Origin of the sequence: Alteromonas sp. 14N.309.X.WAT.G.H12 (genome assembly GCF_036697315.1) — a bacterium.
Taxonomy (GTDB): domain Bacteria; phylum Pseudomonadota; class Gammaproteobacteria; order Enterobacterales; family Alteromonadaceae; genus Alteromonas.
Genome location: NZ_JBAHZB010000021.1, coordinates 19,521 through 40,361, shown reverse-complemented (window position 1 = coordinate 40,361; position 20,841 = coordinate 19,521). Strand labels below are relative to the sequence as shown.

General features: G+C 39.8%; 19 protein-coding genes and 1 pseudogene. 7 read left to right on the top strand and 13 right to left on the bottom strand.

From position 1 onward, the window contains the following. Positions 1–64: 64 nt before the first annotated feature. Genes ung through thrA form a run of 4 tightly spaced genes read right to left on the bottom strand, consistent with a single transcriptional unit; the run spans position 65 to position 5,447 of the window. Positions 65–721 (bottom strand): uracil-DNA glycosylase, encoded by a 657-nt coding sequence (gene ung, locus V5298_RS08540; RefSeq protein WP_332931040.1) that lies wholly within the window; start codon positions 719–721, stop codon positions 65–67. Beyond that, entirely contained in the window at positions 718–2,001 is a 1,284-nt protein-coding gene (gene thrC / locus V5298_RS08535; protein WP_332931039.1) for a threonine synthase, read from the bottom strand. Before thrC ends, ung begins: the two co-directional genes overlap by 4 nt. A 12-nt stretch (positions 2,002–2,013) precedes the next feature. Then, a complete protein-coding gene (thrB, locus tag V5298_RS08530; protein ID WP_332931038.1) occupies positions 2,014–2,970 on the bottom strand; it encodes a homoserine kinase in 957 nt (318 codons plus the stop codon). Positions 2,971–2,981: 11 nt separating this feature from the next. Further along, positions 2,982–5,447 carry a bifunctional aspartate kinase/homoserine dehydrogenase I gene (gene thrA, locus V5298_RS08525; protein ID WP_332931037.1) on the bottom strand — a complete coding sequence of 822 codons (2,466 nt, stop codon included), beginning with the start codon at positions 5,445–5,447 and terminating at the stop codon, positions 2,982–2,984. Positions 5,448–6,251: 804 nt separating this feature from the next. Here thrA and V5298_RS08520 point away from each other — a divergent pair. Continuing rightward, positions 6,252–6,743: an acyltransferase family protein gene (locus tag V5298_RS08520; protein ID WP_332931036.1), complete on the top strand. Its 492-nt coding sequence runs from the start codon at positions 6,252–6,254 to the stop codon at positions 6,741–6,743. A gap of 55 nt (positions 6,744–6,798) precedes the next feature. On the opposite strand, the gene V5298_RS08515 is transcribed toward V5298_RS08520, so the two are convergent. The 9 genes from V5298_RS08515 to V5298_RS08480 form a co-directional block, all read right to left on the bottom strand. Beyond that, positions 6,799–7,476: a hypothetical protein gene (locus tag V5298_RS08515; RefSeq protein ID WP_332931035.1), complete on the bottom strand. Its 678-nt coding sequence runs from the start codon at positions 7,474–7,476 to the stop codon at positions 6,799–6,801. Between the two features lie 400 nt (positions 7,477–7,876). Further along, the gene (locus V5298_RS08510; protein WP_332931034.1) at positions 7,877–9,109 is read right to left on the bottom strand and encodes an ABC transporter permease; all 1,233 of its coding nucleotides are present in this window, start codon (positions 9,107–9,109) and stop codon (positions 7,877–7,879) included. Then, positions 9,099–9,770, bottom strand: coding sequence for an ABC transporter ATP-binding protein (locus V5298_RS08505; protein WP_332931033.1), 672 nt, complete (start codon positions 9,768–9,770; stop codon positions 9,099–9,101). Before V5298_RS08505 ends, V5298_RS08510 begins: the two co-directional genes overlap by 11 nt. 9 nt (positions 9,771–9,779) lie before the next feature. Next, positions 9,780–10,928 (bottom strand): efflux RND transporter periplasmic adaptor subunit, encoded by a 1,149-nt coding sequence (locus V5298_RS08500; RefSeq protein ID WP_332931032.1) that lies wholly within the window; start codon positions 10,926–10,928, stop codon positions 9,780–9,782. 660 nt (positions 10,929–11,588) lie between these two features. Beyond that, entirely contained in the window at positions 11,589–11,963 is a 375-nt protein-coding gene (locus V5298_RS08495; RefSeq protein WP_332931031.1) for a hypothetical protein, read from the bottom strand. Positions 11,964–11,971: 8 nt separating this feature from the next. Further along, positions 11,972–12,220 carry a DUF5808 domain-containing protein gene (locus tag V5298_RS21035; protein ID WP_416351161.1) on the bottom strand — a complete coding sequence of 83 codons (249 nt, stop codon included), beginning with the start codon at positions 12,218–12,220 and terminating at the stop codon, positions 11,972–11,974. Between the two features lie 52 nt (positions 12,221–12,272). Next, a complete protein-coding gene (locus V5298_RS08490; RefSeq protein ID WP_332931030.1) occupies positions 12,273–13,061 on the bottom strand; it encodes a hypothetical protein in 789 nt (262 codons plus the stop codon). A gap of 7 nt (positions 13,062–13,068) precedes the next feature. Beyond that, positions 13,069–13,950: an ATP-binding cassette domain-containing protein gene (locus V5298_RS08485; protein WP_332931029.1), complete on the bottom strand. Its 882-nt coding sequence runs from the start codon at positions 13,948–13,950 to the stop codon at positions 13,069–13,071. Between the two features lie 4 nt (positions 13,951–13,954). Beyond that, the gene (locus V5298_RS08480) at positions 13,955–15,004 is read right to left on the bottom strand and encodes a radical SAM/SPASM domain-containing protein (protein WP_332931028.1); all 1,050 of its coding nucleotides are present in this window, start codon (positions 15,002–15,004) and stop codon (positions 13,955–13,957) included. Positions 15,005–15,472: 468 nt separating this feature from the next. Here V5298_RS08480 and V5298_RS08475 point away from each other — a divergent pair. From V5298_RS08475 to yiaY, 6 genes and pseudogenes are all read left to right on the top strand, one after another. Then, positions 15,473–16,138: pseudogene (locus tag V5298_RS08475) on the top strand (integrase core domain-containing protein); the annotation flags it as partial. 472 nt (positions 16,139–16,610) lie between these two features. Then, the gene (locus V5298_RS08470; RefSeq protein ID WP_332931047.1) at positions 16,611–17,246 is read left to right on the top strand and encodes an acyltransferase family protein; all 636 of its coding nucleotides are present in this window, start codon (positions 16,611–16,613) and stop codon (positions 17,244–17,246) included. Positions 17,247–17,646: 400 nt separating this feature from the next. Further along, positions 17,647–18,111: a hypothetical protein gene (locus V5298_RS08465; RefSeq protein ID WP_332931027.1), complete on the top strand. Its 465-nt coding sequence runs from the start codon at positions 17,647–17,649 to the stop codon at positions 18,109–18,111. A 217-nt stretch (positions 18,112–18,328) separates the two neighbouring features. Then, positions 18,329–18,541: a hypothetical protein gene (locus tag V5298_RS08460; protein ID WP_332931026.1), complete on the top strand. Its 213-nt coding sequence runs from the start codon at positions 18,329–18,331 to the stop codon at positions 18,539–18,541. A gap of 151 nt (positions 18,542–18,692) precedes the next feature. Continuing rightward, positions 18,693–19,286 carry a class I SAM-dependent methyltransferase gene (locus V5298_RS08455; RefSeq protein ID WP_332931025.1) on the top strand — a complete coding sequence of 198 codons (594 nt, stop codon included), beginning with the start codon at positions 18,693–18,695 and terminating at the stop codon, positions 19,284–19,286. Positions 19,287–19,438: 152 nt separating this feature from the next. Continuing rightward, positions 19,439–20,587: an L-threonine dehydrogenase gene (gene yiaY / locus V5298_RS08450; protein WP_332931024.1), complete on the top strand. Its 1,149-nt coding sequence runs from the start codon at positions 19,439–19,441 to the stop codon at positions 20,585–20,587. The last annotated feature ends 254 nt before the right edge of the window (positions 20,588–20,841 follow it).

Below are 20,841 nucleotides of genomic sequence, written 5' to 3'. Positions count from 1 at the left end.
TTATTGGCAGCGAATGGGTGTGTACCTGTTGTCTTATTAGGTCACACAGTTCGTGGTGTACGTATTACACCTGCCAGTGAATAGCCTGTTGATGATGCTCTGTTAGCCACTGATTGGTTTGGCTGAAATGCTTACAGCCAAAAAAACCTCTATGGGCAGATAACGGAGAAGGATGAGGCGCATTTAATACTAAATGACGTTGGCGATCTATTTGCGCACCTTTTTTCTGCGCATGACCTCCCCACAGTAAAAACACGAGGTTTTGCTTTTGCGTATTGAGGCTTTGGATAACTGCATCAGTAAACCGCTCCCAACCATAAGTAGCATGGCTATTGGCTTTTCCCTGCTCTACCGTTAATACCGTATTTAGCATTAATACCCCCTGCTCTGCCCACGAAGTAAGATTTCCGTGATCAGGCACACTAAACCCCGGTATATCGGCGGCTAGCTCTTTATAGATGTTTCTTAAGGAAGGCGGTATTTTTACCCCGGGTTTTACCGAAAAACAAAGGCCGTGGGCCTGATTCGGCCCATGGTAAGGATCTTGGCCTAAAATCACCACTTTCACCTGCTCTAAGGGCGTCAAGGTAAATGCCTTGAAGACGTCCTCTTCGGGAGGATACACCACAGTGCGTTGACGGGCGTCATACACCTTTTGCAGTAGCGATTGAAAGTACGGCTGAGCCTTTTCGAGGCTCAGCACATCCTGCCATGAACTCATTTTAAAATAGAGAACATATGCGCCTTTAATGCCTCGTAATCAGCCGGTAATGGCACTGCTTGGCTTTCTTTACTTGAGCACTCAACCAATGGCTGAGGTAGACTTAAGGGCTGTCCAAGCACATTTTCCACGGTTTCACGGAATTTAGCTGGGTGCGCCGTGCCTAGGAACAAGCCATATTCATTATCAGCCAAGTCGTGGCTTAATGCGCGATAAGCAATCGCTGCATGCGGCTCGCTGGTATAGCCTAGTTGCGCCAATTGACGCATGGCAAGTTGGGTATATTCTTCATCCACACATTCACCACGCAGACAAGATTTATCCAAGTAGCCTCTTTCAATTAAGGCTTCGATGCGCGGCCAGTTGTTTGGCTGACTGACATCCATGGCATTAGACATAGTAGCCACCGTGGCTTTCGGATCCCACTCGCCGGTTTTTAAATAGCGAGGCACCGTATCGTTCAAATTGGTAGCCGCTACGAAACGTTTAATGGGCAAGCCCATGGCTTTGGCAATCATCCCTGCGGTGAGATTACCGAAATTACCACTAGGCACCGAAATAACCAGCTCTTCTCGCTGCTTGGGGGTTAATTGGCTAACGGCCTCAAAGTAATAGCAAACCTGCGCCAACAAGCGACTAATATTAATGGAATTCGCCGAATTAAGGTGTAGTCCTTCTCGTACATCAGGATCATCAAAAGCATGTTTTACCATGGCTTGGCAGGCATCAAAATCACTTTCAATGGCCACGGTATGAATGTTGTCGCCCAAAGTAGTAAACAGCTTTTCCTGCAACTGGCTTATTTTGCCTTTAGGGAACAAAATAACCACATTGATGTTTTCGATTCCGTGGAAAGCATGGGCAACCGCGGCACCGGTATCTCCGGAGGTAGCAGTTAAAATAGTGATTGGTTCACCTTTGCTGATCCTAGCCAGTGTTTGCGCCATAAAACGGCCACCGAAATCTTTAAACGCCAGTGTTGGACCGTGGAACAGTTCTAGCGTTGCAACCTTATCGCTAACGCTAACAACCGGTGCCGGGAACGTGAATGCATCATTAACGATACTTTCAATGGTACCCTCGCCTAACTCATCACCAATTAACGCGGTTAATACGTCAATGCTGCGTTCAACAAAGGGCTTTTCCAACAAACTTTCCACATCCGCCAGTTTGGGCACATTGGTAGGAAAGTACAATCCTTGATTCTGACCGAGCCCACGTTTTACCGCTTGGGCAAAAGACGCGGTGTCAGATGCTACTTTTAAATTAACTAATTCCACTTTGGGATACCTTTATTCTTTCACTTGCTGTTCTACCGTACCCTTTTGAGGAATACGGCAAACGTGGCTAAAACCATCTTCATTCTGTACATAGTTGGCTTGCAGCCATTCACGTATAAACTCGGCGTTCTCGGCATTATCACATACGGCAAATACCGTTGGACCAGAACCGGAAATGCCGAATGCTAATCCACCCTGCGCCATACTAAAACTGCGGGCTTCGTCGAACCCAGGTAACAGAGATTTGCGGTAAGGCTCTGCTATCACATCATTCATTACGCTAGCAGCCAAGGTAAAATCCTGGCTATGTAAGGCATGAACAAAAACCCCCAATTGACGACCAAATGTCAGGGCGGTTGCCATATCCACTTCTTTTGGCAGTATATCTCTTGCTGCTGAAGTCGACACACTGATACCAGAATAACAAATCACCCAATACCAAGACGGTGATACCGGCAACGAAACCGTCACCTGATCTTTATCACCAGTCATCAATGTCATACCACCAAGGAAACAGGGAGCCACATTGTCGTAGTGAATGCTGCCACTGATTTGCCCTTCTAATTCCCCCATCATCAACAATAGTTGATTGTCATCAAAGGGGCGATCAAAATGCACATTTAATGCTTGGAAGGCAGCAACAATAGAACTGGCACTGGAGCCTAATCCACTGCCTATGGGCAGATTCTTATACAATGTCATGGCAACATGATGAACAGGCTTACCAAGTTTTACCATTTCTTCCATAAAATGGGCGTAACACAGGGTAACGATATTATTGTCTTCACCTGGCGGTAATTTATGGGCAAATGGGCCCGATACGGTTAAGCCAAAAACATCGGCCTCTTTAACCTCAACCACATCACCTAATTCCGTACCGTCTACCGGAGTTAACGCCGCCCCCAGCACATCAAACCCTAAACTCACATTGCCGATTGACGCCGGCGCGTATACACGTGTTGTTTTCATTCTACTTCCTCTTACAACGCGACCTGCTTCCACGGCATGGTACGCAGAATATCGGCAAACACACCGGCAGCAGTAACGGTACCGCCCGCACCGTAACCACGGATGACATAAGGAATAGGTTGGTAATAATCGCTGCTAATTGCCAGCGCATTTTCACCATCTTTAACCGCCGCAAGAGGGTGAGCTAGCGGCACGGCCTTAATGGTCACTTTACATTTTTCACCATCAATACTGCCAATATAACGTAACACGCAGTCGTTTGCTTTCGCCGCGTTTACGCGCTCGCTAAAGGCCGCATCCAGCTCAGGCAATTTATTCATAAATTCATCAATAGACGCACCTTGGGCGAAACCTTCCGGTAGCACAGATTCAATTTCGATGTCAGAGAGCTCCAGCGACAAACCGGCTTCGCGGGCCATAATCAATAGCTTACGAGCCACATCCATACCACTTAAATCGTCTCTAGGATCAGGTTCTGTATAGCCATTTTCTTTGGCAGCTATAGTCGCCTGTGAAAGAGTCATCCCCTCTTCCAACTTACCAAATACATAAGATAAGCTACCAGATAAAATACCTTCAAACTGATGCAATACGTCACCGGCTGCGAACAGTTTTTGCAGGTTGTCGATAACCGGTAAGCCCGCACCTACTGTCGTTTCATAAAAATACTGACGATTGGTAGTTTGGGTGGTTTTACGTAACTGGCGATAATACGCCATAGTGTCGGTATTGGCTTTTTTATTGGGAGTAACCACATGGAAACCCTTCTCCATCATGTCCACATATTGTGACGCAATGGCCTCATGACTGGTGCAATCAACGATAACCGGGTTCACCAAGCAGTTTTCATTGACGAAGGCTTTTAAACGACTCAGCGTCATCACTTCCTTTGCGCTATCGAGCTCTGCCTGCCAATTTCCGCTAACGTCAATGCCTTTGGCGTTAAGTAGCAACTTACGGCTATTGGCAATACCATAAACCCGTAGCTGAATATTACGTTTTAGCAGCGTGTCTTGCTGGCGCGCGATCTGACTTAGCAACTCGGTGCCAACATTACCGCTACCAATTAAAAAGACATCAATGGTATGACGATCGGAAAAGAAGTTTTGGTGGATAACGCGTACCGCTTTTTTCGCTTTGTCCGCTTCCACTACGGTAGAGATAGAACGTTCTGAGGAGCCTTGTGCAATAGCCACATTATTCACTCGCGCTTGGGCAAGTGCGGCGAAAAACCGAGCTGCTAACCCTTTGGTATGACGCATACCATCGCCAACCAAAGTCACAATGGCTAGGCTATTGCGTACTTCTATGGGGTCTAGCAACTTGTTTTGCAGTTCTAGCGCGAATGCATCTTCAAGCAGGTGCAATGCTCGCTGTGCATCCTTTTCTAGGATACAAAAACTGATGCTGTATTCTGAACTCGATTGGGTAATAAGGCTAATAGAAATGTTGGCATTGCTCATTACGCCGAACACGCGGCTAGCCATGCCCACCATGCCTTTTAAACCTGGGCCTGCCACATTAAACATGGTGACATCATCTAACTGGGAAATCCCTTTAACGGAGGTCCATTTCTCGCTCGCTTCATCACTAATTAACGTACCCGGTGCCGCCGGATTAAGTGTGTTGCGAATTAAACAAGGAATATGGTGTTGGGCGATAGGGCCAATGGTTTTGGGGTGCAGCACTTTCGCACCAAAGTAAGATAGCTCCATGGCTTCTTGATAGGTTAGTTTGTCGAGCAGTACCGCGCCTTCCACCTGATTAGGATCGGCATTATAAACGCCATCAACGTCTGTCCATATTTCGCAGCAATCGGCATTAATACAGGCCGCAAGGATTGCCGCAGAATAATCGGAACCGTTACGCCCCAAGGTCACTTTTTCACCCACTTCATTGGCAGCCACAAAGCCTGGCATAATCAATAATCGAGAGCCATCGCTTTGCACTTCGCTAAAGCGAGCTTTACTTAACGCCACATCGGCAATGCTGTCGAGGTAGTCACCTTCAGCTAACACGTATTCAACGGGATCTATAATTTGATTGGTTACGTTTTTGCTTTGCAAAATAGCACTAAATAAATTAACGCTAATGTATTCACCCACACTTAGAATACCCGCTGCCACGTTGTCAGGGGCACAACCTAACAGTTTAATGCCTTCTAATTGTTGCTTCAGCGTAGTTAACAGAGAATCGATAAAAGCTGACACATCCTTATGGGCAAAATTGTCCAAGGTTGTGTTCAGTTCGTCGGCGATGCCCTGTACCGTATCGGTTAATTTTTGAAAAAGAGGCTGAAAGTCATCGCCTTGAGCCGCTTGTTCACATAGCAAAGATAACGCGTTGGTTACCCCTTTGGGGGCTGAGAGCACTACAGCTGCGCCCTCGGTTTGGTGGGTGGTCATGCAAATCTCGGTGACGCGCATATAGCGAGTTGCGTCGGCCAGAGAAGATCCACCAAACTTTAAGACTTTCATGTAATGCTCCTTTCGGTATTATTTTGTTTTAACAACGCTAAATTGTGTAAAAAAAAACCCGCTCTTGTGAAGGGCGGGCTTTTAGTGTTTGTTTGCAAATGCGCACTAACCAGCGACCGCCCTCTTCGAGGTGGTAATAATCGTCATGCTGGTAATGCGAATAATCATTTTCATACCGACAATTTGCCGTATAGACGTCTATCTGTCAACCGGCATTTTGTTATTTCTGTATAAAAATGACCATTACTATTTTAGGCATTAGCCCCATTACGTATGGGATTGCTTTGCCTTTCATAGGTTTACTTATAAACCGCACCAACCTTTTGATATATATTTTCTCTGTCGCTGGGCGTTTTTTCATCAAAAATAAATGTTAGCGCACTCTAACGCCTAACATAAGGTTCTGATAATCGTTCGTTTTTATTATTGTTATTTTTTTCGCGGGGCATTTTATCACAACTTGGACATACTTTAACCCGCATTTTATGGTCTGTTTACCCACCAAAAGGTACAGCCCATAGGGACATTGTTTTTTAAGTAAAGACATTGGGACAAATACGTCATGATTAGAAAGTTCACTGCTGATGACGGAACAAAAACCGCGACAATTTGGTTAACCTAACCCATTGTTAGTGAAATACCTCATTAGCACCCATAGGGAAATCGTAATACATTGAAAAATAAACGTTATATTCTGGCCTACCCCTTGCTGTAACCTTGTTTAAAAATATGTATAGGCTATAACGCATCCTGAATTCTGACCTGCATATTTATAAGCTTTAATCTGACCTAAGGATAACGATTTTGTCGGCTACAGATAAAATAATAAAGAATAACAAAATCGATAGAATGGCGTGGGTGGATAATTTACGTGCCACCATCGTCCTTCTTGTAGTCCACTTTCACTGTTGTATAACCTACAGTCACGTGGGTGATTGGTATATCAAAGACGGACCAGAGGGCACTCTCACCGACAAACTCCCCTACATTTTTTTTATATTCCATCTGCAATCATTTTTCATGGGGGTATTGTTCTTTATTGCAGGAGCTATGGTCCCGGGGGCGATTGACCGACATGGTGCGCAAAAATTCGTTATTGAGCGATTGAGTAGGCTGGGCGTTCCCGCACTACTGTACATGTTTATCGTGCAGCCTTTAATCATTTTTAAGTTTATGGGCGGCACAGCAGCTTATCCCCTGAGATCAGATACCTCGATATATATTCACTATGTTATGTCTGGTCAAGTACTAAGCGGAAGCGGAACAATTCATAAAAACTCCAAACAACACAACTAAGCCTAACGTGACGCAAAAATGAGGGAGTGCAAGAAAAGGACACCCCCGCAACAGGTTAGATAAGTAAATCCTTCACAGAGAAACCAGAACTTGACCGGGCATGAACCTGAACAGGCTGGTTGGTATTTACATCAGCATCAGGTAACAGCGCGGGGCAAATCTGGGCAGATTGAGGAATGTATCGAGCGCCGGCGTCAAAGAGGTTTATTTTATAAACCATCCATCCGTCAGCATATTCATTAGAGGACTCTTTAAGGAATGCACGTTTAGAGCCATAGGAGCGTTTGTGTTCCATGTCTTTAGGAAGTTCAGCTAAATGTTCAACAGGGGCAAAGCGTTTAGCCGCTTTCCGCATTTCAGGGAAAAGGTTACGATTATGGGAAGACCAACCTACGATCACACAATCAAGAGATATAGAGCCATAGTAATCTTCGAGAGAGTTAGAGTCGTTCCCTACCCTTTCAGCGATGATAACGGCTTTAGTTCCATGAGGCATATGTTCATCGATGTGAGCGGCAAATTGTTCAAAGGATTCATTTTCTTTTTGTACCCTATCGAGTTCTAACTGGCGTTTTCTTTCTTCTTCTGACTTAACGAAAGCAATGGCGTTTTGGACATGTTCAATTGATAAGGGGGGACGTGAATCACAGATAGAGATATTTGCGCTATCAAGGGTCATCAGTTTCCATTCATCGTTAAAGTTATCATGAGCAAGAATGGTGTAATTAACCATTTCCCTTTTTTCTCCAGAAAAGATTGCAGTTACTACGCGTCCTGTTTTAACCACATCCACTAGGTAGGCATCAAGGAAACCGGATAAACGGGTAGTTTCGATGTAGCGGCCTATTAGTGTGTCATAGGTAGCAGAGACCCAGGGTCGGCGATAAGTGCTTGTAGCATGGCGTCACAAAACGTGAAGTTTTGAATTTCGTGCGCTTCATCACCACGGTAACAATTGCCATAAAGGTCCTCTAACTTTTATCGAGTCATATCCTTGTGAATCATCGAAGCTGGCAGAAAAGAGGCTAGTTCTCACCGGCAATGTAAAACTGTCCCAGTATCGACCACTAAATTTTATCTTAATTGAGATCCCCAGGAAGTAAAAATCAAACTTAATATAATCGTCTAAAGAATTAAACTTTACTTTTTATTGCAACGGATGGATTTAATTCTGCAGCTTTATAAGCTGGCGTAACACCAAAAATCACTCCGATTAATATTATGAATAAAAAACATAATAACAATACTAAGTAAGATACAGTTATATGGAAGGGTAAAGCTAGGTCGATAAAGAAAATAACTAGCATTGCACTTAGTGCCCCTATTGTGGCACCGAAACAACAAATGATGACTGATTCCGTCAATATTTCTATAAATATAAAACTAAATGGTGCTCCCATAGACTTCTTAATTCCAAATTCGTGCGTTCTTTCACCCACGCTAAGAAGCATTACATTCATAACCCCGATTCCACCTACGAAAATACTGATCCCTACAACTACAGTTGCACCGACCGTACTTACTCTCGTAATTTCATCAAAACTCTTAGTAATGCTATTTGAACTAGTAATATCAAACTCTATCTCATTCTGATTTCTTCTAAAGTAGCGATGAAATCTGTCTTCTACTGATTGCTTAGTAAATCCACTATTACTAATATTTAACAAAACATTTAACCTATCGCCGTAATTTCTATTAAACAGGGATGAAATGGAGGTTAGGGGAACCACCAGAAAGTTGTCTTGGTCAAGTCCAAACAAGTCACCTTTGGATTGGGCTATGCCGATAACCCTATACCATTGATTATTTAAAGCTATAAATTGCCCCAACATTGATTTACTAAATTTAAGTTTATCTGCGAGTGATGCACCAATGAATACTACATTGCGATTTTTAATATTGTCTTCTTCTGAAAAGAAAAAACCATAGTCTGTAGACAAGCCTGCTAGTTCCAAATAGCCGTGAGTAGTACCAACTAAAGAAGTCTGAACGGAAATATCCTTGAATCGAGCAAGAACCATTATCGGATCGGCCGTTACTGGTGTTATGTTCTCAATTTCTGGGAGAGCGGCTTTGATTTCATTAACAAGTTGATAACTTAGAGCATTATTTATTCCCAACAACTTATCTTCGTCAGATGTCTTAGCTTTGATAGTAATCCCATTCATACTTAGTGAATCAAGTTTACTAGTAACAAATTCACCTAGGGAGTTTAGGACAGCAACAATGACTATTACCGAAAATATTCCTACAGCAATTCCTGATGTAGTTAATATAGTGGAAAATAAATTAAGTTTCAGAGAGTTTATTGATGTTTCAATACCACTTACCACTGGAAACAAGATACAGTTGGCATTAAATTTCATCAATTATTTTTCCATCCATTACTTTGAATATTTTGGTGAAATAAGATGTTAATTTGAGATCGTGTGTAACGACGATTACCGTATGTCCACTTTCATGTATTTTTTTTAATAATTTCATGACTGCAAATGAATTTTTACTATCTAAATTACCAGTTGGCTCATCAGCGAAGATGACCGATGGATTATTTACTAAAGCCCTAGCTATAGCTACTCTCTGAATTTGACCGCCTGATAATTGACTCGGATACATATAGGACTTTCCTAATATGTTGAGTTTTTCCAAAATCTGGAGGCCTAGGCTGATTCTTTCTGATTTTTTCTTATAGCAATACCGAAGCGGTAAACATACATTTTCAATTACTGTTAATCGACTTAGTAAATAGAAAGACTGAAATACAAAGCCAAATTGTGTGTTTCTAATTTTATCCAGGTCAGAATTCTTTAACGTACTTGTATCTATTCCATTGTAAAAATACTTACCTGAGGTCAGATCATCTAGTAGGCCTAAAATATTTAATAACGTTGTTTTTCCAGACCCAGAATCACCAATAATCCCAACAAACTCACCGCTATTTATTTTGATATTGGTATTAGTTAAAACCTTACTTTCTAATCGCTCATGTGTATAATTTTTGTTGCCATTTGATATTTGTATAAGCATAGAAAATACCTAATCTAGTACATTAACATCTTTTCCGTCCTCAAGTCGCTCCAAGCTTTCATTTGGGCCAATTATTAGGACGTCACCCTTTAAACTAGTTAATGTTAACTGAAAAAAATTATCACGCTCTCCAATTTCAATATATTTTTTTAAAGATTTGTTATCTCGAATAACCCAAACAAAATTACCCTTATTATCATTTTTTACCAAATTAATCGGTAATAAAAAACCATGTTTATGAGTATCTCTGTTTAAAAACTCCGCTCGACAGCTCATTCCATAGAAAAAAAGTTTCTTATCTATATTTTTAAGTTCTATTTCTACTTTATAAACGAGATTATTTAATAGTTTTTGAGGTTCCTTATCTATATTCAATACTATACCTTTAAATGCATCAATATCATCTGTTATCGAAGCTGGGTAAATAAGTACCTCTTGTCCAACGGTTATGTTTGATATATCTACCTCGTTTACATTAGCTATAGCTTTGTATTTCCTTTCATCAACAATTTTAAATACTAATGAACTATCGAAATTCCTAAGTCCAGGAATAACTGTTTCCCCCTTCCGTGCAAACAACTCAGTAATCACTCCGTCCATAGGTGCTTCGAAGGTGTATTTTTGTAATTCCCATCGTTTTATAAGCTGGTTTAACTTGTTCTTCTCAATTTGCATTTTTAGTGTTTTTATTTGATTAATTTTGACTTGAATATTTGATTCAAGTTTCTCTAAGTCTACCTCTGCAACGTAGTTATCTTTGATAAAACTCATAAGTCTATTTTTCTCTCTATTAAGTTCTGATAACTCAATAGAGGCCGTCTGTAATTCTATTTCTAGGATTTCTTTGTCTAATGATAGTTGATTTATGCTATTACTTATAGATGTATAATCTAATTGTAATATTGGTGTTCCTTTTTTAACGAACTCTCCTTCTGTTGCATTTATAGATTCAACTCGTCCCGTTACTTCAGTAGCCACTTCAATCTCATTTCCGAATTTAAGGTTACAGGACGATTCAACACCGTTACTCAACCAACCCATTTCAGGTTTTTTAATACTTACATCTATTAGTTTATAATTTGAGTTATCTAAGTTCAAATAAATAACAATAGTAAAAGCTATGATTAAAATGGATAATCTGAATAACATAGTTGTCATCGAATTAGTAATTCCATCCAAAATAAAAAAGCACTGGAAATGAGGGGATCATAATTAATACACTCTTAAGTTTCCCTGAATTATTTAACATAATATAAGAAGATAGCATATACAAAGTCATAAACCATACATCGAATATATCTATCCCATCAAATGGGTAATTTCCGTTCAGTATATTCTGTAATGAAGAAAAATTTAAAGTCTTATTCGTTGGTGTTGAATTGTGGGAAATAAAAACTAGAGCTATTATTCCAATGTTCTTTAAGTATAGAGGAACAGAACAGTAGGTGATTATTTTGAACCAAGATAGATAATTGACTTTTGTTACTCTGAATAGTAATAGAAAGTTATAAAGACTTAGAAACACTATAGAAGCCAGAAATGAAATTGAAGACTGTAATCCATAAAGAAGTGGAGCAACATTATATATAGACCTGAGTCCATTCTCTATTTCATTAGACATGCTTGAGAGTTCGCTGTCTAATTTTTTTAACTCAAATAGAACAAAACCATCTTCACTCATACTGTTGTAGAATATGTATGTGGATAAAAATGTTAATGTTATCAAGATAGTTATATTGGCTAAGGCGTTTGAAGTTGATTTATTATCGAAATTAAAAAAAAATTTTACAGGCTGGGTAAGTATTATCAAGTTACTAATTAGCATCTTCGTAATTTCCTACCGAGTAATGATAATATTTGATTTTCATTTTTAGAAGTTTTTTGTAGTAGATTGATGAGTAACCTTGCTTTGTCACCGCTTGCCATAAATCTATATTTGATAAAATCAACAGAAATTGAATTATTATAAAGATACTCGAACAATGCTTGTAAATTATCGAGGCCTATCATCGTATAGTTTATATCATTGAAAACGACAGTGTCGATATTCTTTGATTTGTTTTTTTCTAAAAAATTTATTACGTTGCCTATGGATACGAGTTGTACTTCTTCACAGCCATTTTCTAATAATATTTCCGCCTCTATAGATGCTTTCAACTCATTGAAGTTTTCGTCAATAAATCCAATTTTCATATTAATTTCTACCTCCCTATCAATACATATATCCCGGTTATTAAAATAGATAATATAAAATAAGTAGATATTCTACAGATCAAGTGAGCAAAGTTGAATGTATAGCCCAACCCACTTTTCTTGGGCACAAAAATCCTTAGATCTTCTGAGTCAAAATATATATAATTGAATATTGGGTGTTTTCTGTCAACCTTAATTTTATTTACCAAATATAATTCAATGATCAGGTAAATAAATATTACTATAAAACTAATCATCTGCCAGTGGTCTGATATCAATTCGACTATGTCTACTTTCATTATTTTTCCATTAATTACTATTTAATATTACACTTCTATTGAGAGCGAGATCCATGTTCCAAGTTAGCACTATCATTATTAAGATTGTTAGGCTTGATATTGAGACTGCAAGTATAATTGGCTGAATTTGAGGTATAGCTGTTATAATTGTAAGTACTATTATTGATGGGGCTAAAGCCAATGCTCTCAAAACTCTATATCCGAGCGAGAGCTCCGATGTTAATATTGACGGATAATATAAACATATATATGAGACATTAATTGAAACAAATAGCCCAATTAGACACGGAAATGAAAAGGTAATCACGAATGTTAATGGCGCAAATTCAGTATCGCTCCACAAAATTAGATAGATTAAACATGGCAGCATAGAAAATATAGTTAAAAAAACATATTGGGTTATGGATAGAAGAGAATTAGCTAGTGCGATACTAAGCCCCACCTTTTTCACACTTAATCTAGATGCTAGGTAAACTTCAATTGTGTTGTTCCTCAACTCTTCTTTGATTGTGTATGTAGAAATGTTAAATGCATTTATTGAAGTTATTACAGCGAGAAAAAACATCCCTTGAACCATCACAAATACTTGCCATAGTTCTATATTTTTACTGGCGTCAAAAAGTTGCTCTCTCGATTTTTCAAGTGAAGATCTTGTAATTCCTGTCAATAGCTCAGGCGATGCTGCTGAAATCAATACAATCAAACTAAATAAGAAAGCATACATAATTGGAGAAAGTATAAGGCCCTTCCAATTTTCTTTTAGTACTCTATTAACTATAAGTTTAATTAAGTTGCTCATTAAAATTTCAATCCGATAAAATTGACTTTAACTGATTTTCAGTGGTTTTTACTGATATTATATCTAAACCATTAATTTTATTATAAAATTTATCCTTCATAACCTTGGATTCAAAGCTGCATGAATAAGTGCATTCTCCAATTTCATCGATGTTAAATTCCTTCAGCACTTCTTGAGGTATTTTATTTCCCATGGTTATTTCTATGTATATTGAGTCTCCCCAAATTTCAGATACGACTTTGCCATAAGGTTCTATGGTTTGATTATAAAATATAAATTTATTTGAGTTTTCTATATCAAAATCTGAAAATCCATGTGTGGATATTAAAATTGTTTTGTTTTTTTTTAATTCGTACAGTATCTCTGAAAACTTTATTTTTGACTTTACATCGAGTCCGTTAAGTGGTTCATCTAAAAAAATATATTTCACATTAGGTATTAGACTTCTTATTATCGCTAGCTTTTGTGTTTGTCCTTTACTTAATGTTCTTACGACTCTGTCAGTAATGTTGTTTAAATCAAACTCTCTTAGAAGTGCTTCTGTAATTGTACTCAAATTATTTCTATAGAATGACTTCCAATAATCTAAATTTTCTCTTATAGTCAGGTTTGAGTATAAGCCACTTTTATGTGTCAGTATCGAAATATCATCTTTAACGATTGAACCGTCTCTTAATTTGTCCCCATCATAATAAATATTTCCATTCAACGGTAACATTATTCCTGTTAGGGTTCTAAAAAAAGTTGTTTTTCCAGTGCCATTTTTACCAAAAAATAAAGATATACCCGTTCCTATTTCTAAATTAATATTTCTAGAAACTATGTTTTTTTTATAGCCAATATCTAACGAGTTTATTTTGATCAAACCAGTAATCCATCTCTCTGTCATTTTATCATGCTTTGTGTAATTGATTATCTATTACCTTTTTCTTCACCTCTTCTTTATTTTCTATCACTTGTTTCGCTAAACTTTTCACGCTTCCGTTCATTATTATTTTTTCATAAAATAACTTTGATTTATTATCTTTCAAATATATTATAAATTTTTCGCGATGTTGATTTAATAGCACATTGCATGCATGACATATATGGGAGTACTTCCCTTCCACCCCTAATTCTTCAAGTATTTTAGCTGGGCCAAGAGTATGAATAAGCCAATAAGCTATATTTTTTTCTGAAACTTTTACTATGTCACTAAATTTCTGTCTTAATATATTACCTAATATAAGGTCTTGAGAATAAAATACAGTATGACCACAACAGGCTTTTAAATCTCCATTGGGGTGGAGTGAAAGTGTTTTTAATATTTCCATGCAACCTAAATCAATAGCACTATTTGCTTCCATTTTAGATACATCTAAGTTACTTCCAGAACCTATAGGGGCGGGTCTATCTTCAATCAGAAAGAATTTTTTTGGTAGACCTTTCACTTCACATCCTAATCTTTCGGCGATTAATTCTTTTAATTTATACCCATTGAAATGTGATTCCTCAGAGCCCACCACAGATAGAGCTACAGTTAATCCTTGTTTTAACCCTTCCTCTACTAAATTCAATATTGGATCTACGCCCATGAATGGACTATGAAATTGATCATAGCTAGTATTCAGTTCATTTAAACCTGCTGCTTTTAGTTCCTTAATAAAACTTCTTGCTTTTTGTCGGTTCTTAGCCCACCAACCATTGGTAACAAGTCTACTTGTGAGGTTGAGTTTTGAGATTAATTCAATTCCATGTAAAAGGTTTTCTTTGGATAGAGTTGCCTCACCTCCGGTAAATCCTATAACTTTGGCTTCTGGTAATTTACTAAATTCCATTATTCCATGAACCATAATTTCACGGGGCATTGGCATAGATATTTTGGGGCTACTACCCACACTGCAGTGTTCACAGCTGAAGTTGCATTTATAATCTAAAAAAATAGACAAGAGTCTTGGGAACATTATTGTATTCCTTTACTAATATTGAGTAATTGATTATTTACTACATTAGATATTACTCTAAAAAATAATCTATAAATAATTATGATTATTGTATTCTTTACCCTGACTGGTGAATTCTATCTTTCAGCCTGTCCTGCGACTACTACCAATACTCCTACGGCTACTACTGCTATAGCTATTGCAAATTCGAATACTACTATTGCTTCAGCCGCCATAATTGGTTGTAGATCTTCTGGCATTCCAGAGGAAATTAACCTACCTACTTCTAATATAGCGTCTTTTTCCTCAGAATTTAGGACAACTGATTGAAGTAATGATTGTGAGATGTCGTTATCACTAAAGTACTTTAAATGATCTTCAGTAAGCTCTCCATTTATTTTCCATAAGTATTGAATGGTTTTATTTTTTTAAATCGTTACAATCCCTCTCGTCAATCTTCTTTACTAATTCTTTAATTAATATTTGAATCGAGCAGGCTTCTTGCAGTGTTTTGGCCGAATGCGGTTCAAGGGCTTTCCCTTCAACCACAAACGCGTCTCTCGTGTTTACTGCCAAACGGGATTGAACTTGGTGCGCAGAACTAAATGGGTACTACCCAAGCAAATATCCAAGCCTTTAGAAGTGCTGGATCCGACCAATCATCAATGGGCGTTGGACTTTATGCATGACACGTTATATTGCGGCAAACGTTTCAGAGCACTGAGTGTGGTCGATGAATGCACGCGGGAGTACCTTGCTATAGAGGTCGATACGTCTTTACCCGCTGGCCGTGTCGTACGCGTGTTAGAACAACTTAAGGCTGAGCAAGGATTACATACCCAGCTGCGTATGGATAATGGCCCAGCGCTAATTTCTTCGACTCTGATGGATTGGTGTGAAACCAATGATATTGAACTTGTATATACCCAGCCAGGTAAGCCACAGCAAAATGGCTTTGTTGAACGCTTTAACGGTTCATTGCGCAGAGAGTTCCTTGATGCTTACTTGTTTGAAAATCTCAATTAGGTAAGAGAAATGGCCTGGTTCTGGCGACTTGATTATAACGAAGAAAGAACACATGAAAGTCTGGGTAACCTTCCTCCTGCAGCTTACCGAGCAAAACTAGAAAACTCTAATTCAACACTGTCTCATTAAAAGCGAAGTGCACAAATAGTCAAAGGAGCGGACGATCAGGCTTGTGAGTCTGAATTCAGCACTGAAATTCGGGCCTTTCTTCTTTGCCATCTTGTCACCTAACTTTGTTATCCTGCTATCATAGCAGCTCTAATCAGGTGGCCAAATTCACTATGCCACTACATCTCGATGGCTTAATCCTACTTCAAATTTGAGACGCTGGACGTCTTTAATCTTTCTCATATCGGTTCTCTTTCTCGCCATGGCTGCTCATTCCTTCATAAAGTGATGAAGATGAGCTTACCAATTGATTTAGTAAGGAAAAGAAGAAGATTTCGGGATTCCGATCAGTGATTTCGGAAAAACGTCATTTTTGATCGGATAAAACCGAAATGGGTCCTTTGTGGTTTGTATTGGCACTTTTGATATTTAGTATTGGCTATGTCGCGCTACGTAAGCACCTTCATACAAAGGTTTTTACCAATTTTATAGCATCCCCATCCCTCAGCGCATTCCTTATTCTTGCCCTTGTGCTATCACTGGTTACGGCCATTACTCGATGTTTTTTCCAATTGGAGAAAGTGTGCTCAATTTCCAATTCTCTTATTTTCCTCAATACCTTGCGCTCTTTACCCTAGGCATTTTATTCGCAAGAAACGACAGATTGAACACATTGATAGAAAGTAGAATTGCCAAAAATATCGGCTTGATTACTTTGTTTGGTGGCCCATTGCTTCTTGGCGTTATTTTGATAATTGGTGGCGGACCATCGGATAGCGGAATTCCCGGAGAACACGGACCTATCCTTTATTTTAGCGGCTGGAGTTTACACGCGTTTTCTGCTGCTCTGTGGGAGCAATTTACTGGTTTAGGATTGGCTTTAGGGATGTTGGCGTGGTTTAAGATGAAATGTGATTTCGATAATAAAATAACACACTGGATTTCATCTCGTACCTTCGCTGTTTATGTCATCCATGCCCCCGTTATTGTTTGGCTAACAATTCAATACCATTCAATAGCAATTGGGTCATTCCCGAAAATCCTTCTTTTGAGCATAACCGGACTCATCGTGAGTTTTACGTTCGCAGAACTGCTAAAACGGACATGGAAGTTAGGACGATTTTTTTAACCGTAGAGTACCTAATTAGAGGATTAGTCCGATCTCAAGGTGACCAAATGCGTACTTATAATATGGTCCGCTGCGTACGCTAATCAAGAACTCCCTTTAACAAACACAGGGCAGGAGCCGATAAGTCGGCCCCTACCCTTTCTCTAAGCGATGCCGATACTAATAGATAAAAACTATCGCCAACCAAGGTTGCTATCTTTACCAAAGTATTTAGGCTGTTAACGCAATAATATCACGTAACAAAACTGTACTTTGCGACATTATCATCCATATTTAACAAAGAGAATGGGGAGCAGCCTCATTGCCAATGTTTGTATGTTAAAGATGAAAACGCTTTACCGTTAGGTTATGTGAATGAAACCCGACTGTTCAATGCGCTTAAAGGAGATAGGTATACCTTATGTTTACTAATGAAATGGTGCATAACGCACTACAAACCTGGTGCGACAATGTGGTAAAGGTAGGAGAAGTGCATTCTGAAGGAGGTGATGTACAAGCATTTTCCCTTCAGGTGCTATCAGAGAGTTATGATTATGACAACGGGCGTGTGTTGTTTAAGCCTACGCTAACCTTTGGCCAGCAAACGTTCCGCCCCACAAAAGAAGGGGCACTTTCTTATTTTGTAGGTGGCAATAGTGAATTTCCCGACGATAAAGGTTTCAAACTTAAGCCTTGGGTGAAGGTTTGGTACAGTAAAGAAGAGTTTATTCTGCACGGCGACTTAGCCATTGTGCAATGTAACGTGCATTTTATCGGAGAAGACGACAGTCACATTTTTGTGAACAAAAGCTTTGTATTTAAAGAATGTGAAGATGGCAAGGTTCGCATTATCTTGCATCAATCTTCACTGCCATATCAGCCGTAAGCGCGTTGTGCATTTCATCGTTCAGGCGTGTCTTTTCACAACGAAAAAGCGCCTGAACTTGCCGCACTAACGTGCATACTGAATGCTTCATCTATCACAATCAATGGCTACAGGTTATTCGCCATTTTGGGTCAGGCGCGGTTTACCTCTTTGGCCATCAACTTACCTTGTTGATGGACAATTCACCTAGGTTCCCCCGTTGTGTTAGAGAAGTCTTATGAAAATTGAAATTTTATCCCCTTTTTTTAAGTGCCAAGAGGAACAAACTGTCTTCTTGTCACACTTCTATTCTTTACCTGATTATAAAAGCCTTGTCACCACAGAGGCACGGTTCCAATTAAGGTTAAAATCCACCGCCGATCCTGCCGTATTTCAACAAGTGAAAGATATATGCGATAACTGGAATACTTCCTGTAAGGTGGTAGACTAGCCGAGTTCGGGCTTGGTTTTTAGTCCAACTTAAGCCCTCGCTGGCTCAATTGCCCTTAGTTAACCCGTGAATACACCATAATGTACAGCCGGTTTCGCACACTATAAGCAATGGAACATTTTATTCATTAATCTATAGGATAAACTTTCTTATGTGGGACGAACGATATGCTGACAAAGAGTATGTTTACGGCACTGAACCCAATACCTTTTTAGCCAAACATGCTGATAAATTAAATGGCCCGGTGTTATCTATCGCCGAAGGAGAAGGCAGAAATGCGGTTTTCCTCGCCACCGGCGGATTAGACGTACTCGGTGTAGACGGTTCTGAGGTGGGCCTCCAAAAAGCCCAACAATTGGCCCAATCAAAGGGCGTTAACATTCACACTGAAGTGGCGGATCTTGCTGAGTTTACGCCGAAAGAAAATCACTATGGGGCCATTATATCGATTTCTGCCCATCTGCCACCAGCCATTCGTCAACGACTATATCCCTTACTTGAGCGCAGCCTGAAACCTGGCGGGATCCTGCTGCTTGAAGCTTACTCTGAAGATCAATTGGGCAAAGAAACGGGCGGACCGAACAATATTGACATGCTTATGTCAAAACAGAAAATCGAAAACGAGTTTCCCAATTTACACCCCCTACTTTTACAGGAGCTGGATAGAGAAATACATGAAGGGAAATTTCATACGGGTATTGCGTCGGTTGTTCAGTTTATCGGTCAGAAAAAGCACAATAAATAAACTGGTTAGCCTCAAATCGTAAGAAAATAAGACGACAACGCATAGTCTTTTGATCCAAAGCAATATGCTTTTTACTGAGCGGTTTAGAATGTGGGCCACTGCCATTCCAAATAGCAGAGTTTCATTTCTAATCTCTCAGTGAGGACCATGTCATGAGCAACACATTTTATATTCCCGCCGTTAACATTATGGGCGAAAACGCCCTCAATGATGCCATTCAACAGATCGCGGATTACGGTTTTACCCAAGCTTTAATTGTCACCGATCCGGGGATGACACAACTGGGTGTTACCGCGCAGGTTCAAGGGTTATTAGATCAACAGAAAATCAAACATTATCTGTATGATGGCGTTCAACCCAACCCCACAGTAGAGAACGTCAATGCAGGCTTAGATGTATTGCACACCAATAAATGTGATTGTGTGATTTCTTTAGGCGGTGGCTCTGCCCACGATTGCGCCAAAGGCATTGCATTGGTTGCCACCAATGGCGGCCACATCAGTGATTACGAGGGTGTGGATGTCTCGAAAAAACCCCAACTGCCCCTGATCAGTATCAATACCACAGCGGGCACGGCGTCTGAGATGACCCGTTTTTGTATTATCACCGATCAAGAGCGCCATATAAAAATGGCCATTGTGGACCAAAACGTTACGCCCTTGTTATCAGTAAACGATCCTAGCCTGATGGCCGGTATGCCACCGTCTTTGACTGCGGCTACGGGGATGGATGCCCTCACCCATGCTGTTGAAGCTTATGTATCAACCGCAGCGGATCCCATTACCGATGCCTGTGCTATCAAAGCCATTGAACTCATTCGCGATAACCTTCATGAAGCGGTTCACAACGGCAGCAACATGCAAGCCCGTGAACAAATGGCCTATGCACAGTTCCTTGCCGGTATGGCATTTAACAATGCGTCACTAGGTTATGTCCATGCCATGGCCCATCAATTAGGCGGTTTCTATGACTTACCCCATGGCGTGTGTAACGCCGTGTTATTACCTCATGTAGAAGCCTTTAACGCCAAAGAAGCTGCGCCTCGACTTAAAGATGTGGCTAAAGCCCTGGGTGTGACGGTAGAAGCCTTATCTGATAAAGAAGGTGCCGAAGCGGCAATTGCAGCTATTCGCAAACTGTCTCAAAGCATTAATATTCCCTCTGGTTTAAAAGAGCTTGGCGCCAAAGAAGAAGACTTTGACACTTTAGCGGAAAATGCAATGCAGGATGCCTGTGGTTTAACCAACCCAATTCAGCCGACTCACGAGGAAGTGGTAGCGATATTTAAAGCCGCCATGTAATCAAATTTAATCGCTCTAACTACAAAAAACGCCACAGCCTATGCATTAGGTGGTGGCGTTTTTATTTGTGCTTGTTGCGCAGGCGCTTCACCTGCCGCAGCCCTATTTTTACCACCAATGCAGCCAGTAAGGCGTAAATTTACTTCGATTAATTTATTGCCCAATGTAATGATGTATGTGGCACACTTAGTTAATCTTTACTATGGCCTATCATCAAAATAAAAGAATGCGTTAAATTACGTAGATGGTGCTCG